Raw genomic sequence first — 15,547 nt, 5'->3', positions numbered from 1 at the left:
GGTATGAGAAGACTGTTGGTGATCGTGACCCTTATTGCCGGCGCAGCTTTAGCGCAAAAGGCCCTGGTCATCGCCTACCAGGGCGGGGCCGTAACCCTCGACCCCCACATGCGCAACGAAACCACCACCCTCTCCTGGCAGCAGCACATTTTCGAGACCCCCTTCTTCTACAGCCCCGACGGCCAGGTGGTGCCGGTCCTGGCCAAAAGCATCGAGCAGATCGACGAGAATACCTGGAAGCTCTATTTAAAGAGCGGGGTCAAGTTCCACGACGGAAGCCTCATGACCGCCGAAGACGTGGCATTTTCCATCATGCGGGCGGCGACCCACGAGAAGTCGCAGATGAAGGGGTACGTGGGCAAGATCGTCGAGGCTAAGGCGCTTGACCCAACCACGGTGCTCATCAAGACCAAGGTCCCCGATCCCCTTTTGCCCGCGCACCTCGACCACGCTGCGGTGGTGCCCAAGGCCTACCTCGAACGCGTCGGTGAGACCGGGTTTCAAAAGCATCCCATCGGAACCGGACCCTACAAGTTCGTCTCCTGGCTCAACGGCGACCACCTGAACCTCGAGGCCTTCGAAGACTACTGGGGGCCTAAACCAGCCTTTCAAAAGGTCAAACTGGTCAACATCCCAAACGGCGCGACTCGGGTGGCGGCCCTGCTTTCGGGAGAGGCTGACGTGGTGGAAAAGGTCCTCCCCCAGGACTTCGCCCGCGTCGAGCGCTCGGGCTCGGCCACGGTCAAGCAAACGCCCGGCATCCGGATCATCTACATCGCCCTCGACTACTGGCGCGAGTACGGCTCCGAGGGACTTCCCGACGGCGCCAAGAACCCCTTCCTCGATCCCCGGGCACGAAAAGCGATCGCCATGGCCATTGACGAAGCGGCCATCGTCAAAAAGATCATGGGCGGCGCGGCGACGGTGGCCGAGCAGTTCCTGGCTCCGGTCCACGAGGGCTACGATCCCGGCATTCGCCGCTTCGCTTACGACCCCAAGGCGGCGCGGAAGATCCTCGAAGACCTCGGCTACGGCGACACCAACAACGACGGCTGGCTGGAGCTCCCCACCAGAGACGGCGGCCGGGTCACTTTCAAGCTCCGGATCGACGCCCCCAACGACCGCTACTTAAACGACGCTCAGATCGCCCAGGCCTTGGCCAGCATGCTGCGGAAAATCGGAATCAAGGCCGAGGTCAACGCGGTACCGAAGAAGGTCTTCTTCCCCAACATGACCAAGGGCCACTTCACCATGTACATGGCCGGGTGGGGGTCGATGGACTCCATCAACACCGCCCTCTCGCTCTTCCATTCCAAGGATGCCTCGGGCCTCTACGGACGCTTCAACCGCATGCGCTACAAGAACTCCGAGGTGGATCGCCTGATCGAGGAGGCGGCCAAGACCTTTGACAAAACGCAGCGGGATGCGCTGCTCAAGAAAGCGATGCGCATCGCCATGGTTGAGGACGTGGCCTACATTCCCCTGCACTACGAGAACGTCATCGCCGGAATGCGTAAAGGGCTCAACTACCAGCCCCGGCCTGACGAGTACCTGAGGGCTTTCGACATACGACCCGAATAACCACCGGCACGCGGGCGCCCAGCCAGGGCGCCCGAATCGCTTACATTGAAGCAGGGACATGCGCTATTTCGTCGTTCGCTTTCTGCAGATGGTCTTTGCGGTGTGGGGGGTGGCCACCCTCGTCTTTCTGGCCCTCCAGCTCTCCGGCGATCCCATGGAGCTTTTGGCCCCGGAAGACATGACCCAGGCCCAGGTGGAGGCGCTTCGCCGAGCCTACGGCCTCGACCAGCCGCTGGCCGTTCAGTACGCGATCTACATGAAAAACCTGGCCCGGGGGGACCTCGGAATCTCTTGGACCTCGGGCGAGCCAGCTCTGGCCCTGCTCGCCTCCCGATTTCCGGCCACGCTGGCACTGGTCACGGTGGCGCTCGCAATCGCCATCGTCTTCGGTCTGCCGGCCGGGATTTTGGCCGCGGTCAGGGCCGACTCGTGGATCGACCGGGGGCTGCGCTTCTTCTCGGTCCTTGGCATCTCGGCGCCCACTTTTTGGCTCGGGATCATGTTCATCCTGATCTTCTCGGTGACCCTGGGGTGGCTGCCATCGGCCGGGGCCGGGAGCTGGAAGAATTACATCCTCCCCGGCTTCACGCTCTCCTTCTACCGCATCGCCCTCTTTTTACGCATGATCCGCTCCACCATGCTCGACGTGCTCTCCCAGGACTACATCCGCACCGCAAGGGCCAAAGGGCTCGCCGAGCGAATCGTGGTATATAAGCACGCGCTCAGAAACGCGCTAATCCCCTTCGTCACCCTGGTCGGGCTGCAGTTTGGCCACCTCATGGCTGGCGCTGTGGTCACCGAGTGGATCTTCGCCTGGCCGGGGATGAACCGGCTGGCCCTGAACGCGCTTTTTACCGAAGACCGGCCGGTGATCCTGGCGTTCGTGATCCTCACCGCAGTGATCTTCGCCGTGGTCAACTTCGTCGTCGACGTCTTCTACGGCTTGATCGACCCGAGGGTGCGCTATGCGTAAGCTGCCGTGGTTTTCCCTCGCCGTTCTCGCGATCTTTGTTCTGGTCGCGATCCTCGCGCCCTGGATCGCGCCGCACGATCCCCTCGAGGGCGACCTCATGCGCCAGCACCTCCCCCCGGCCTGGCTCGAGGGGGGCGAAGCCGCCTTTCCCTTGGGCACCGACGAACAGGGCCGCGACATTCTTTCCAACATCCTCTACGGGCTCAGGGTGAGCCTTTCGGTGGGGTTCCTGGCGGTGCTGATCAGCGTCGCCATCGGGGTTCCGCTCGGGCTCTTCGCGGGCTACAGCCGGCGGTTCGGCGAGCTGGTGATGCGGCTGGTCGACATCCAGCTCTCGATCCCCACCTTCCTCATTGCCCTGGTGGTGCTGGCCCTTTGGGGATCGGGGCTTTTGAAGCTCATCCTGGTCATCGGCGTGGTGGGTTGGGCGGAGTACGCCCGGCTGGTGCGGGGGGCGGTGCTGTCCGAGCGCGCCAGAGAGTACGTGCTCGCCGCCGAAGCCCTGGGCATCAACACCCCCCGGTTGATGTTCCTGCACCTCCTGCCGAACGTGCTCTCGGTGGTTTTGGTGCAGGTCTCGGTCGACGTGCCGCGGGTAATCCTCCTCGAGGCCACCCTCTCCTTCCTCGGAGTCGGGGTGTCCATCGAAACCCCCTCGATCGGGTTGATGGTGAAGCGGGGCATGGACTACCTTTTCTCCGGTGTGTGGTGGACCACGGCCCTTCCCGGCCTGGCCCTCATGGCGCTCGTCCTCACCACCAACCTCATCGGCGACTGGCTCCGCGACGCCTTCGACCCAAGACGCAGGTCCTTTCGGAGGTAACGATTTATGGACGAAGTGGTGGCCTTCGCAAAGGCGCTCATTCAAACCCCGAGCCCCTCGAAAAACGAGGGCGCCTTAGCCAGGCGCGTGGTGGCCGAGATGCAAAAACTCGGCTACGACGAGGCCTACATCGACGAAGCCGGCAACGCCATCGGCGTGATCTACGGCGAGGAAGAAGGGCCAGGTTGGTTGCTGCTCACCCACCTCGACCACGTGGACCCAGGCGACCTTGACGCCTGGCCCCACGGGCCGTTTTCCGGCCACCTCGACGAAACGGGCCGGCTTTGGGGCCGGGGTGCGGTGGACATCAAGGGTCCGCTCGCGGCCACGGTGTACTGCGCAAAGTGGCTCAACGCCCGCCCCAGCCGGACCCTATACGTGGCCAGCGTGGTCGAGGAAGAACTCGGCGGCCGCGGGGCCCACCACCTCGTGCGGACGCTGGGGTCGCGCTTCGGCGCCGCGGTGGTGGCGGAACCTTCGAAGCTGAAGGTGATGCACGGCCACCGGGGGGTCGCCAGGGTCAAGGTGGAGTTCCTGGGGCGGGCTCACCACGCCGCGCTGGGGCGGCCCGAGGACAACCCCAACTTCGCGCTGGCCAGGTTCCTCACCCGTCTGGCGAGCGCCCGCGTGGCGACCCACCCCCTGCTCGGCGCGGCGCAGATCACACCCACGCTGCTCCATGCGGACACCGAGAGCCAAAACCGCACCCCGAGCAAGGTCACGCTGATCCTCGACTGGCGAACGGTCGGAGAACACCCCGATGAAATGCGGTCATGGCTTTCGGAGTTGCTCCGGGACCTCCCGGCCCGGTTCGTCGTCCCCGAGCCCTGGGCCGCGGGCGAGGTCGAGAACACCCCCGGCTTCGTCACCGAGCCCGACCACCCCCTGGTCCTCGCCCTCAGCCAGGCCCGCCGCCAGGTGCTCGGCGAAGCCGGCGCGCCCGGGCTGTGGTTTTTCGCAACCGACGGCCGCTACACCGCTGCCGCCGGCATCCCCACCGCCGGCCTCGGCCCCGGCGATCCCGAACTCGCGCACACCGAGGCCGAATGGGTGAAGGCTGAGGAGCTGATCCGAGCGGCCAGGATCTACGCCGCGCTGGTCAGCGCCCCCTGGCCGCTCGGCGACGATTAAGTCAACGCCCCACCTTGCCGCCACAAGACTGGCACTCGTCCACCTTTCCTGGAAGGCTCGCCGGGATACGAGCCACGGCGGGGTCCTTAGTAGCCTCCGAGCGCCCCCCGGCGCTTCACCAAACGCACCGCGACCGCGAACGCCCACACGCCGAGGGCGAAGTACACCGCCCCGTTCAAAAGGGCCACGGCCAGAAAACCGAAGTCGAGCGGCTGGTCCTGGGCCATCATGCGCCGCAAGAGACCGGTCCCTGGCGTCATGGGGAGGAAAAATCCGATCCGCTGGAAGAGCGGCGGCAGGTCCTCCACCGGGACCATGACCAAAAAAAGAAGGACGAACTGTAAAACGCTGAGCAGCTGTTGAACGCGCTTATACACAAGGGCGAGCGCACCGACGGCGAAGCCGATGCCGTAGGCGCCGAAGATCACCGCGATCGCCGGCAGCGCGACCTCTGGGGTGAGGTTGAGCCGGGTCCCGGTGAGGAGCAGCATCGCCCCCAAGGTCACGGCAATGAGCACCAGGTTGAGCAGCAAACCGGCCACGCTGCGCGCCAGGTAGACGATCACCGGCCCGTAGGCGGTCAGGAAAACCTGCTCCAGCGTGCCCGCCTGGGCCTCCTGCATGAGCGACCATCCCATCTGACCAACGACGAAGAGCAAGAGCGTCCAGATAATGTAGCCCACCACGATGCCCTCGAGGCGATCACCGTAGATCTGCCCCCCGGCCATGTAGCTGGCACCGAGAAAAAGGCCGTAGAAGATGAGCAACAACGAGAACACGCCCGAAAGCGACTCGCTGGGATAGCGTTTGAAGTTAATCCAGGCCAGCTTAAATTCATTGAGAAACAGCGCCCACATCGCTTCCCTCCGCGATCAGCTTCAAAAAGACCTCGGTTAGGTCGGCCTTGTCGCGCTCGACGCGAACCAGGGTCAGGCCCCGGAGCACCTCGAGGACCGCCCAGAGCCCCTGCGCCTCTCCCCGGTAGCGCACCACCCCGTCCTCGACCCAGGCCCCGAGTTCGGAAAGCCGACCCGCCCGCGCGGGATCAACCGCCTCGGCCAGCTCGATCTCGTAGAAGTCACCGGAGAAACGCTCGATGAGGGCCTCGGTCCGTTCCTCGGCCACGATGCGACCCTTTTGGATAATCGCCACCCGGTCCGAGAGCGCCTCGGCCACGTCGAGCTGGTGGGTGGTGAGCAAAATCGCCTGGCCCTCGGCGGCGATCTCCCGGATCAGGGCCTGGACCGAAGCCGCGGCCTCGACGTCGAGGCCGAGCGTGGGCTCGTCGAGCAAGAGCAATGCCGGCGTGTGGACGAGGGCCACTGCGATGGCGAGCTTTTGCTGCATGCCCCGGGAGAGTTGCTGGACCAATGCCCCCTTTTTCTCGAGCAAGCCGAAGCGCTCGAGCAAAGCGAGCCCGCGCCGGCGAGCCTCGGCCGGCGCAAGCCCTTTGAGCACCCCGAAATATTCGAGGTTCTCGATCGGCGTGAGGCGCCAGTAAAGATTGCGGTTGCCCTCGAGGACCGACCCCACCCGCGCCAAAACACGGGGGTTGGCGTGGGGGTTTTCACCCTCGATCCGCACCTCGCCGGCATCGGGAACGATGAGCCCGGAGATCATCTTGATGGTGGTGGTCTTGCCGGCGCCGTTCGGCCCCAAAAAGGCCAGCACCTCGCCCCGCGCCAGCGTGAGGCTCACCCCGCGCACTGCCTCCACCACCCGGCCCCGGCTCCGGTAACGCTTTTTGAGATTCCTAGCTTCGAGTATCACCGCACCTCCTTGAATATGATCCGACCTTTTACATTATTAAAGGTCGGATCTTACATATTGTCAAGGTGCGGCGAAAAGTGATTACCCCCGCCGCCGTTTCCAGCGGTCGCGATCGCGCTGCCGGACCTTGGCCATGGTCTTTTCGAAGGCCGCCTCGAGGTCCACCCCCTGGCTGTTGGCCAGCGAGGCCAGGACGAAGAGGAGGTCACCGATCTCCTCTTCCAGCGCCCCCATGGGCTCGCCGGGCTTCGGGGTCTTGCCTTCGCGGTGCGAGAGAACCCGCGCCAGCTCGCCGAGCTCCTCGGTGAGCCGGGCGAGCTGGAGCAGCGGGGGAAAGTAGCCGGTCTCGAACTGGGAAATCCAGGCGTCAACCTCCGCCTGCACGGCTTTGAGGGTGAGCACCCCCACCTCCCTACCGGCCTGCGATGGGCCGCGCCGACGACGCGTAGGCCACGATGAGCGAAACCACGGCCTCGACGTCGCCCAGGTCGATCATCTCCGAGGGCGAGTGCATGTAACGGTTGGGCACGCTGATCACCGCCGTGGGCACCCCCTCGCGGGAGAGCGCCACCGCGTCGGCGTCGGTGGCCGTGCGCGCGGCGTGCGCGCTCACGGTGTAGGGGATCCCCTGGGCCTCGGCCAGCGCCCGCAGCCGGGCAAAGAGCTCGGGATGAACATACGGCCCCACCGAGAGATCGGCCCCCTTGCCGAGCTCGGCCTGCCCAGCCTTCTTCTTCTCCACGCCCGGCTGACGGGTGCAGTGGGTCACGTCGACCACAATCGCCTGCTCGGGCCGGAGGTGAAAGGCCGAGGTCATGGCCCCGGCAAAGCTCATCTCCTCCTGCACCGTCGCCACCGCGGTCACCTCGGCCTCGACCCCCCGGGCTGCCAGGTGCCGCAGCGCCTCGAGCACCACAAAGGCCCCGATGCGGTCATCGATGGCCCTCGAGACCAACCGCCGCCCATCGAGGTAGCGCGGGGGTTGATCGATCACTCCCACCGAGCCCACCTCGAGGCGCTCGAGGGTCGCCTCACGACTGTCGGTACCGATGTCGACCCAGAGGTCCTCGAGGCGAACCGCTTTTTCCCGGTCTTCCTTTTTTTGCAAATGGATCGCCTTTTTCCCGACCACGCCGAGGACCTGCCCCGACCGGCCGAGAAAGCGCACCCGCTGGCCCACGAGCACCTCGGGATCCCAGCCGCCGAGCCCTGCCAGGTAGACGAGGCCGTTCTCATCGATGTGGGTCACGATCACCCCGATCTCATCGACATGCCCGGCGAGCATCAGCCGGGGGCCGCCACCCGGGTTGAGCTGGGCGTAGGTATTGCCAGCGGCATCACCCCACACCCGATCGGCGAAGCCCTCGGCTTCGGCGCGCCAAACCTTGGCCGCCGCCTGCTCAAAGCCACTTGGACCCACCGCCTGCAAAAGCGTTTCCAGAAAACGAGTATTGAGTTCGATCTCCATCGTCAACCTCCCCGCACTCCCCGCCCGCGCCGCGGCGGGCATTCCACACCCCGTCCAGTGTATCCGTGCCCGGGACCCGAAGGCCGGGGGTTCGCGGCTGATATAAGTTAGGGAGCGTGAAGGCCACGGTCATCGGCGTAGGGAGCGAGCTCATCGTCGGGGACACCCTCGACACCAACACCGCCGCGATCGCGGCGAGTCTTTCCGACCACGGGGTTTCGGTGGTCACCACCCACCGGGTGGCCGACGAAGCCGGAGCGCTGGTCCAGATCCTCAAGGAAAGCCTCGATCGGTACGACCTCGTGATCACCACCGGCGGCCTCGGCCCCACCCCAGACGATCTCACGCGCGAGGCCTGGGCCGAGGCGCTGGAGCGCCCGCTCATCCTCGACGAAACGATGCTCAAGCACATCGAAGCCTTCTTTATCAAAATGGGAAAGACCATGCTTCCTTTAAACAAAAAACAAGCGAAAAAGCCCCAGGGGGCTCGCTGGCTCCCCAATCCCCGGGGAACCGCGCCCGGCTTTTGGCTGCCGGGGCACCCCACCGCCGTCGCCCTTCCCGGGCCGCCCCACGAGTGGCGCCCCATGTGGCAACAACTCGTGCCCCGGCTCGGGCTTCCCCCGAAAGCAACCGTCAAACGCACCTTTAAAACCTTCGGCGTCGGTGAATCGGAGATCGCGGACCTCCTCGGCGATTTGCTCGGACCCCACGACGGCTTCGAAGTCGCCACCTACGCCAAGCTCGACGGCGTCCGAGTCGTGGTTTGGGGCCGGGAAAACGAGGTGCAACGGGCCTCGGAAACGGTGCTTAAACGCCTCAAAAAAACCATCTGGGGCCGGGACAAAGACACCCTGCCCGGCCTCGTCTACCGGCGACTCAAACACGAAGGCCACACCCTGGCCGTCATGGAGTCGGTCACCGGCGGTCTGGTCGCCAAGCTCATCACCGACGTTCCCGGAGCTTCGGCGGTGTTTTTGGGGGGCATGGTATCTTACAGCGTGGGGGCGAAGGCCCACTTTGGCGTGTCCGAGGCGGTGCTCCGCGAACACGGGACCGTCAGTGAGGCCGCCGCCCTGGCCATGGCCGAAGCGGCCCGGGTCCGTCTGGGCGCGACCTATGGCCTCTCGGTCACCGGGGTCGCTGGGCCCGAGCCCCTCGAGGGTCAGCCGGTGGGGAGGGTCTTCGTGGCCGTCGCAGGCCCAAGCGGGAAGCGCGCTCGCGCCTATCTTTTCCCCGATCAGGGCCGGGAGGTCATCCGGCAACGGGCGGCTTACGCGGCTTTCGCCTTTTTCTGGAGCATGCCATGAGGCTCTTTTACGCATCGTTCATCCCCAAGGAGATCGCCCGCGAACTCGCCAGGGCTCAGGAGGCCCTCAAAGGGCGGTGGAAACCGACACCGCCCCACCAAATGCACCTCACCCTGCTGTTTCTCGGCGAAGTCGAACCCGACCTCGTCGGCCACCTCAAGGCTGTGGGGCGCACGCTCGGTCAGGAGATCGAGCCCTTCGTCGCCAGGATCCGGGGGACCGGCCACTTTCCCAACGAGGGAAGCCCCCGGGTGTGGTTCGCCAAGGTCGAGGGCGAAGGGTATGAGCATCTGGCGAGACGCCTGCGCGAAATCCTCCCCGAGTTCAACGACGGCAAACCCTTCAAGGCGCACGTGACCCTGGCCCGAAAAAAAGGACCGGCCCCCCGGGTTCCACCCCACGTCTTCGACCTCACCTACCCAGTGGAATCGTTCTCGCTGGTTTCGTCCCGGCTCACGCCCAGAGGGCCGATCTATTCCGAACTCGAAACCTTCCCACTCAAAGGAGCGTGAATGCAAAGTGGAACAAAACACGGAAAAAACCAAGATCCTGCAAAATACCCTCAAGCAGATTGAAAAGCGCTTCGGCACCGGCGCCATCATGCGACTCGGGCAGGCGCCCCGGCAAAAGGTCGACGTCATCCCCACCGGGAGCCTGGCCCTCGACCTGGCGCTCGGCATCGGGGGGCTGCCTCGAGGCCGCATCATCGAGATCTACGGCCCCGAGTCGGGCGGCAAAACCACGCTGGCGCTGCAGGTGGTGGCCCAGGCCCAAAAGTCGGGGGGCGTGGCCGCCTTCATCGACGCCGAACACGCCCTCGACCCCACCTACGCCCGAGCCCTGGGTGTGAATGTCGATGACCTCTTGATCAGCCAGCCCGACACCGGCGAGCAGGCGCTGGAGATCGTCGAGCTTTTGGTTCGCTCCGGGGCCGTCGACGTGATCGTGGTGGACTCGGTGGCGGCGCTGGTGCCCCAAGCCGAGATCGAGGGCGAGATGGGCGATGCCCACGTGGGGCTTCAGGCCCGGCTCATGAGCCAGGCGCTGCGCAAGCTGACCGCGGTGCTCGCCAAATCCAATACCGCCGCCATCTTCATCAACCAGCTCCGGGAAAAGGTCGGGGTCATGTACGGCAACCCCGAGGTGACCCCCGGCGGCCGGGCGCTCAAATTCTACGCCTCCGTCCGGCTGGACGTGCGCAAAGTGGGCCAGCCGATTAAGAAAAAGGATGTGGCCATCGGCAACCGGGTCAAGATCAAGGTCACGAAGAACAAACTCGCGCCCCCCTTCAAGGAGGTCGAGCTCGAGCTCTACTACGGCCGCGGCATCGACCCGCTCACCGACCTGATCACCGTCGCCATCGACCAGGAGATCATCGAGAAGGCCGGCTCGTGGCTCTCTTACGGCGACATCCGGCTCGGCCAGGGCAAGGAAAAGGCCGCCGCCTACCTCGAGGAACACCCCGACCTCGCCGATGAAATCCGTCAGAAGGTTCTGACCCGGGCCGGAATGGTGCTCGAGGGCGCAAAAGAGCAGACCGGGGAAGCCTAAGAGGAGCGCGTATGTCGGTCATCGAAATCCTGCTCGTCTTTTCGATTTTGCTCCTCACCGGAACCCTGGTCTACCTGGCGCGCCGCCCGGCCGCGCCGGCGGGGCCGAGCCCGGAGGAGCTCGAGGCCATCAAGCGAGAGGCCGAGAATGAAGCGCGCGCCCTCGTCGAGGCTGCCCGTCGTGAAGCCAAGGAGATCCTCGAGGCCGCGCGGACCGAGGCCAAGGAGCTCCGCGAGCGTGCCGAAGGCGAGGTCAAAGAGCGTCTAGCCGAGATCGAAGCCCGGCTGCGCGAAGAGCGCTCGCGGCTCGAGGCCGAGCTCGAACGGGAGCGGGAGCGGCTTCGCGACGCGATCGAGCGCGAACGCGAACGGATCCTGGCCGAGCTCGAACGAGAGCGGAAAGACCTCGAACGCGAACGCGAAGAGCTCCGCCGGGACCGCGAGCGGCTGGAGTCGGCCTGGGAGGAGATTCGCCGGGAGCGGGAAGAGCTCAAAAAGCTCGACGAGCGCCTGTCGCGACGCGGCGAGCAGCTGGATGCCCGGGCGCTGCGCCTCGATGAACTCGAGGAAAAGCTCGCCGAACGGGAACAGTCCCTCAAAGCCCGGGAGGACGCCCTGGCAGAGCGGGAGCGGGAGATCGAGCTCAAGCTCGAGGGGGTGGCCGGTCTCACCCGCGAGGAGGCCGAGCGGCGCCTGTTCGTCCAGCTCGAGGCTGAACTCGAGGAAGAACGGGCGCTCAAGGTCAAGGCCGCGGTGGAAAAGGTCCGCCTCGAGGCCAAAAAGCGCGCCGCCGAGATCCTGGCCCAGGCCATCCAGCGCCAGGCCTCGGAAACCGCGAGCCAGCTCGCGGTCAGCGTGGTTCCCATCCCCTCGGACGCGATGAAGGGCCGCATCATCGGGCGCGAGGGCCGGAACATCCGGGCTTTTGAGGCCCTGACCGGGGTCGACCTGATCATCGACGACACCCCGGAAGCGGTCATCCTCTCCTCCTTCAACCCCCTGCGGCGCGAGATCGCCCGCATGGCGCTCGAAGAGCTCGTCGCCGACGGGCGGATCAACCCCACCCGCATCGAGGAGGTGGTGGAAAAGGCCAAGGAGGAGATGAAGCACTTCCTCTACGAGCGCGGGGAAGAGGCGGCCCTCGAGGCCGGGGTCATGGGGCTCAAGCCGGGCCTCATCCAACTCCTCGGTCGCATGCACTTCCGCACCTCCTACGGGCAGAACGTGCTCGCCCACTCGATCCAGGTCGCGCACGTGGCCGGCATCCTGGCCGCCGAGCTCGGTTTCGACCCGACGCTCGCCCGCCGGGCCGGCCTTTTGCACGACGTGGGCAAGAGCGTGGACCGGGAGATCGAGGGCTCGCACGTCGAGATCGGAATCGCCCTGGCCAAGCGCTTCGGCGAGGGCAGGGAGGTCCTCGACGCCATCGCCCACCACCACGACCCGGAAAACGCCGAGACCCCTTACGCCGTCCTGGTGGCCGCCGCCGATGCGGTGAGCGCCGCCCGCCCGGGGGCGCGGCGGGAGTCGCTCGAGGACTACATCAAGCGCCTCGAGGGGCTGGAGAAGATCGCCACCAGCTTCCCCGGCGTGCAGCAGGCCTTCGCCGTGCAGGCGGGCCGGGAGGTTCGGGTGATCGTCCAGCCGGAGAAGGTCACCGACGCCAAGGCCACCCTGCTGGCCCGCGAGATCGCCCGGCGCATCGAACGCGACATGGATTATCCCGGTGAAGTGCAGGTCACCGTGGTCCGGGAAACCCGGGCCGTCGACCACGCGAGGTGATGGCGGTGCGTATTCTGATCGTGGGCAGCGGGGGCGTCGGCGGCTATTTCGGGGCGCGGCTGGCCCAAAACGGGGCCGACGTGACCTTCGTGGCCCGGGGCGAGCACGCGAGCGCCATGCGCCAACACGGGCTTTTGGTCGAGAGCAAGGTCCACGGCGTCTTCCGCGTCGCCGCCAGAGTGCTCGAGGCCCCGAGCGGCGAGCGCTTTGATTTCATCCTGATCGCGGTGAAAAACCCGGCCACCCGGGCGGTGGCTTCATTGTGGCGCGAGAGCCTGGCCCAGGGCGGGGCGGTGCTCTCGCTGCAAAACGGGGTCACCGCCGAAGGGGTGCTCGCCGAATACTTCCCGAAATCCCAGGTCCTGGGGGGGCTTTGCTACGTCGGCGCCCGGGTCAAGTCCCCCGGCGTGATCGAGCACACCGCCGCCGGACGGATCGTCATGGGGCCGCTCGAGCCGGCACAGGCCCCCCTTGCCGATCGGGTGCAGAAAACGCTCAGCCGCCACGGCATCCCCACCGAACTCAGCCCCGACATCAAGACCGAGCTCTGGCGCAAGCTGCTCTGGAACGCTTCCCTGAACCCCATCACCGCCCTGGTTCGGCTCCCCATCGGTCTGCTGCTCAAAGACCCCGCGGGCCATGCCCTCACCGAAGCGGCGATGCGGGAAACCCTGCAGGTCGCCAGGGCCGAGGGCGCCCGCCTTTCAGAAGAAGACGTCGTCGAGGCCCTGACCCAAGCCCGGGACTGGGATGAGGTGACCACCAGCATGCACCAGGATCTCGAGGCGGGGCGGCCCCTCGAACTCGAGGCCCTGGTGGGCGACGTCGTCCGTCTGGCCGAGCGCCACCAAATCGCGGCCCCCACGCTCAAAACGCTCTACGCCACCCTCCAGGTGTGGCAGCACCGGCTCTCCAAGGAGGCAAAACCATGAGCGCATTCCGGACCATCGCCTGGAAAAACGACCGGCTCGTTCTCCTCGACCAGCGCCGGCTCCCAGATGAAACGATCTACCTGGAGCTTGCAAGCTCGGAAGACGTGGCCTGGGCCATCCGCGAGATGGTGGTGCGCGGCGCGCCGGCCATCGGGGCCGCCGCCGCCTTCGGCATCGCCCTGGCCGCACGCCGGGGGGAAGATCTCGCCGCCGCCGACGAGCGGCTTCGCAAGGCCCGACCCACCGCGGTCAACCTCTTTTGGGCCCTCGACCGCATGAAAAAGATCTGGGAAGGCTTTGCCGAAACGCCCGAGGCGCTCGCCGCGCGTCTCCTCGAGGAGGCGAGGCGCATCGCCGAAGAGGACGTGGCCGCGAATCAGGCCATCGGCCAAAACGCGCTCCCCCTCATTCCCGAAGGGGCCAGGATTCTCCATCACTGCAACACCGGCGCCCTGGCCACCGTCGACTACGGCACCGCGCTCGGCATCATCCGCATCGCCCACGAGGCCGGGAAAAAGGTGCACGCCTTTCTGGACGAAACCCGGCCGCGCTTGCAAGGGGCCCGCCTTTCCGCCTGGGAGCTCAGGGAGCTCGGCATTCCCCACACCGTGATCGTCGACGGGGCCGCTGCTCACGTGATGAAGAAGTTCGGCATCGATTTGGTGGTGGTCGGCGCCGACCGGATTGCAAAGAACGGTGACACCGCCAACAAGATCGGCACCTACGCGCTCGCCATCGCCGCCAAGCATCACGGCATCCCCTTCTACGTCGCCGCGCCCACCAGCACCGTCGATCTGGCCACGCCGAGCGGCGAGGCCATCCCCATCGAGGAGCGTGACGCCAGGGAGATCACCCACTGCGGCGACCAGCGGCTCGTTCCCGAAGGCAGCCCGGTCTATAACCCCGCCTTCGACGTCACCCCCGCCGAACTCATCACCGCCATCATTACCGAACGCGGCGTCATTTACCCGCCTTTCGAGGAAAACCTCCCCCGCGTGCTCGGCGATCAGGGGTAGAGGTCGAGTCCAAAGCCCACCGCCAGCCGCAGCGTCGGCGAGCCCCCGCCGGCGGTGGGGAAGATCGCTTCCCCTGAGGCCTCGACGGGAAAGGTGGTCCCGAGCAGGTAGCTGCCGAGGACCAGCCGCAGGCTCACGCCCTGCACCCCGCTGGGCGCGGTGGGGGTGGCAAAGCCCAGGCCGGCCCCGAAGTAGCTGCGGTTGTTGCGCTGGTAGGCCTCGAGGTGAAAGAGCAGGGTATTGCCGAGATCGAAGTCGAGCGAGGCGGTGAGCTGACCCCCGGTCACCACCCCGGCGAAGAACGAGGCCAGATACCCGAGCGGGTTGTCGGGGGCCTGGGTCACGTCCTTGGCGGTGAGCACGGTTCCAAAACCGGTGAAGCCGCTGGCCGACGAGAGGCGGATGCCGATGCGCAGCCACGACGGGAATGGGCCCCGGTCACCGGCGACGATCCCGGAAAAGCGAAGACCGAAGGCCGGGGGCGCGACCGTGAGCGTGGCCTCGCCGCGCACCTGGCCCGCGCCGGGGAAGCCTACGGCCTGGACCTGGATCTTGGTGTCGCCGGGCCCGACCCCAACCACGGTGCCGTCCTCGCTCACCCGGGCGACCGAGGGGTTTTCGACCTGGTAGACGAAGCGAACCCCGGGGATCACCCGTCCCTGGGCATCCAGCGCCAAGACCTTGAGCGTCCGTACCCCGCCCAGGGGAATGCGGAAGGTGCTGGGGACGACGAGCACGTGGGTGATCTGGGCGGGGAAGATCCCCTCGCCCGGGGCGTACACGCGCTCCAGCAGCTGATCGGCCGCGGTCAGGGCCTCGGAGACGCCGCGGACCGGCACCGCGGCCGCGCCCGCGAGCACGGCCTTGCCATCCCGGAGGCGGTAGCGACGCAGGGAAACCACCACGCTGCCCTCGAGCCGGGTCACCGAGCCCAAAAGCGCTTCGTCATACCCCGCTTTCAGGAGATCCGCCACCCCGGCTTCGTCCACGAAGACGTCGAGCAACTCGACCTCGCGCCCCGATTGAACCAGTCGGGTGGTGAGGGCCGCCGGCAAGAGGCGAGCGAGCCGAGCCAAATCCTGGCTCTCGGCCTTTGAAAGCGGCACCAGGCCCCGGTTTTCCAAGACCCCGAACTGGGGAATGGCCACCCGCCCCGCGAGGGCAGGCAAAAGGGCCAGCACGAAAACCCAGGCCAAAAACCGTCGCATCCC

General features: G+C 66.3%; 15 protein-coding genes. 10 read left to right on the top strand and 5 right to left on the bottom strand.

What is annotated here, in order from left to right; all coding sequences use genetic code 11:
• Positions 1-3 precede the first annotated feature (3 nt).
• The 4 genes from ACZ5BT_RS07715 to ACZ5BT_RS07700 are packed head-to-tail and all read left to right on the top strand — an operon-like array spanning position 4 to position 4,508.
• A complete protein-coding gene (locus tag ACZ5BT_RS07715) occupies positions 4-1,581 on the top strand; it encodes an ABC transporter substrate-binding protein (protein WP_464884021.1) in 1,578 nt (525 codons plus the stop codon).
• A 58-nt stretch (positions 1,582-1,639) separates the two neighbouring features.
• Entirely contained in the window at positions 1,640-2,554 is a 915-nt protein-coding gene (locus ACZ5BT_RS07710; protein ID WP_464884020.1) for an ABC transporter permease, read from the top strand.
• Entirely contained in the window at positions 2,547-3,377 is an 831-nt protein-coding gene (locus ACZ5BT_RS07705) for an ABC transporter permease (RefSeq protein ID WP_464884019.1), read from the top strand. Before ACZ5BT_RS07710 ends, ACZ5BT_RS07705 begins: the two co-directional genes overlap by 8 nt.
• 6 nt (positions 3,378-3,383) lie before the next feature.
• Positions 3,384-4,508, top strand: a complete 1,125-nt coding sequence (locus ACZ5BT_RS07700) for a M20 family metallopeptidase (RefSeq protein ID WP_464884018.1) — start codon at positions 3,384-3,386, stop codon at positions 4,506-4,508.
• An 86-nt stretch (positions 4,509-4,594) separates the two neighbouring features.
• Here the strand turns inward: ACZ5BT_RS07700 and ACZ5BT_RS07695 are convergent, their stop codons facing one another.
• The 4 genes from ACZ5BT_RS07695 to ACZ5BT_RS07680 form a co-directional block, all read right to left on the bottom strand.
• A complete protein-coding gene (locus ACZ5BT_RS07695) occupies positions 4,595-5,365 on the bottom strand; it encodes an ABC transporter permease (protein ID WP_464884017.1) in 771 nt (256 codons plus the stop codon).
• Complete coding sequence (locus ACZ5BT_RS07690) at positions 5,343-6,278, bottom strand: ABC transporter ATP-binding protein (protein ID WP_464884016.1); 936 nt, start codon at positions 6,276-6,278, stop codon at positions 5,343-5,345. The genes ACZ5BT_RS07695 and ACZ5BT_RS07690 overlap by 23 nt, the downstream gene beginning before the upstream one ends.
• 81 nt (positions 6,279-6,359) lie before the next feature.
• Complete coding sequence (locus ACZ5BT_RS07685; RefSeq protein ID WP_464884015.1) at positions 6,360-6,680, bottom strand: nucleotide pyrophosphohydrolase; 321 nt, start codon at positions 6,678-6,680, stop codon at positions 6,360-6,362.
• A gap of 10 nt (positions 6,681-6,690) precedes the next feature.
• Positions 6,691-7,746, bottom strand: coding sequence for a M42 family metallopeptidase (locus ACZ5BT_RS07680; protein ID WP_464884014.1), 1,056 nt, complete (start codon positions 7,744-7,746; stop codon positions 6,691-6,693).
• 116 nt (positions 7,747-7,862) lie between these two features.
• On the opposite strand from ACZ5BT_RS07680, the gene ACZ5BT_RS07675 reads away from it, so the two are divergent.
• The 6 genes from ACZ5BT_RS07675 to mtnA are packed head-to-tail and all read left to right on the top strand — an operon-like array spanning position 7,863 to position 14,336.
• On the top strand, positions 7,863-9,056 hold the full coding sequence (locus ACZ5BT_RS07675; RefSeq protein WP_464884013.1) for a CinA family nicotinamide mononucleotide deamidase-related protein: 1,194 nt from the start codon (positions 7,863-7,865) through the stop codon (positions 9,054-9,056).
• Positions 9,053-9,568: an RNA 2',3'-cyclic phosphodiesterase gene (gene thpR / locus ACZ5BT_RS07670; RefSeq protein ID WP_464884012.1), complete on the top strand. Its 516-nt coding sequence runs from the start codon at positions 9,053-9,055 to the stop codon at positions 9,566-9,568. The genes ACZ5BT_RS07675 and thpR overlap by 4 nt, the downstream gene beginning before the upstream one ends.
• Before the next feature lie 7 nt (positions 9,569-9,575).
• Positions 9,576-10,607, top strand: a complete 1,032-nt coding sequence (recA, locus tag ACZ5BT_RS07665) for a recombinase RecA (protein WP_464884011.1) — start codon at positions 9,576-9,578, stop codon at positions 10,605-10,607.
• A gap of 11 nt (positions 10,608-10,618) precedes the next feature.
• Positions 10,619-12,388 (top strand): ribonuclease Y, encoded by a 1,770-nt coding sequence (rny, locus tag ACZ5BT_RS07660; RefSeq protein ID WP_464884010.1) that lies wholly within the window; start codon positions 10,619-10,621, stop codon positions 12,386-12,388.
• Positions 12,388-13,320, top strand: coding sequence for a ketopantoate reductase family protein (locus ACZ5BT_RS07655; protein ID WP_464884009.1), 933 nt, complete (start codon positions 12,388-12,390; stop codon positions 13,318-13,320). The genes rny and ACZ5BT_RS07655 overlap by 1 nt, the downstream gene beginning before the upstream one ends.
• Positions 13,317-14,336, top strand: a complete 1,020-nt coding sequence (gene mtnA / locus ACZ5BT_RS07650; protein WP_464884008.1) for an S-methyl-5-thioribose-1-phosphate isomerase — start codon at positions 13,317-13,319, stop codon at positions 14,334-14,336. The genes ACZ5BT_RS07655 and mtnA overlap by 4 nt, the downstream gene beginning before the upstream one ends.
• On the opposite strand, the gene ACZ5BT_RS07645 is transcribed toward mtnA, so the two are convergent.
• A complete protein-coding gene (locus ACZ5BT_RS07645; protein WP_464884007.1) occupies positions 14,327-15,544 on the bottom strand; it encodes an Ig-like domain-containing protein in 1,218 nt (405 codons plus the stop codon). The two genes, mtnA and ACZ5BT_RS07645, sit on opposite strands and share 10 nt — an antisense overlap.
• Between the last annotated feature and the right edge of the window lie 3 nt (positions 15,545-15,547).

The sequence above is a fragment of the Vulcanithermus mediatlanticus genome (assembly GCF_055385885.1).
Note: the sequence above shows the minus strand (reverse complement) of the source record. Positions and strands in the feature narration are given on the sequence as shown.

Excerpts from the sequence above, each read along its gene's own strand:
- ACZ5BT_RS07695 (WP_464884017.1), bottom strand. The coding sequence starts at position 5,365 with ATGTGGGCGCTGTTTCTCAATGAATTTAAGCTGGCCTGGATTAACTTC.
- ACZ5BT_RS07700 (WP_464884018.1), top strand. The coding sequence starts at position 3,384 with ATGGACGAAGTGGTGGCCTTCGCAAAGGCGCTCATTCAAACCCCGAGC.
- rny (WP_464884010.1), top strand. The coding sequence starts at position 10,619 with ATGTCGGTCATCGAAATCCTGCTCGTCTTTTCGATTTTGCTCCTCACC.
- mtnA (WP_464884008.1), top strand. The coding sequence starts at position 13,317 with ATGAGCGCATTCCGGACCATCGCCTGGAAAAACGACCGGCTCGTTCTC.
- ACZ5BT_RS07645 (WP_464884007.1), bottom strand. The coding sequence starts at position 15,544 with ATGCGACGGTTTTTGGCCTGGGTTTTCGTGCTGGCCCTTTTGCCTGCC.
- ACZ5BT_RS07710 (WP_464884020.1), top strand. The coding sequence starts at position 1,640 with ATGCGCTATTTCGTCGTTCGCTTTCTGCAGATGGTCTTTGCGGTGTGG.
- thpR (WP_464884012.1), top strand. The coding sequence starts at position 9,053 with ATGAGGCTCTTTTACGCATCGTTCATCCCCAAGGAGATCGCCCGCGAA.
- ACZ5BT_RS07655 (WP_464884009.1), top strand. The coding sequence starts at position 12,388 with ATGGCGGTGCGTATTCTGATCGTGGGCAGCGGGGGCGTCGGCGGCTAT.
- ACZ5BT_RS07705 (WP_464884019.1), top strand. The coding sequence starts at position 2,547 with ATGCGTAAGCTGCCGTGGTTTTCCCTCGCCGTTCTCGCGATCTTTGTT.
- ACZ5BT_RS07715 (WP_464884021.1), top strand. The coding sequence starts at position 4 with ATGAGAAGACTGTTGGTGATCGTGACCCTTATTGCCGGCGCAGCTTTA.
- ACZ5BT_RS07680 (WP_464884014.1), bottom strand. The coding sequence starts at position 7,746 with ATGGAGATCGAACTCAATACTCGTTTTCTGGAAACGCTTTTGCAGGCG.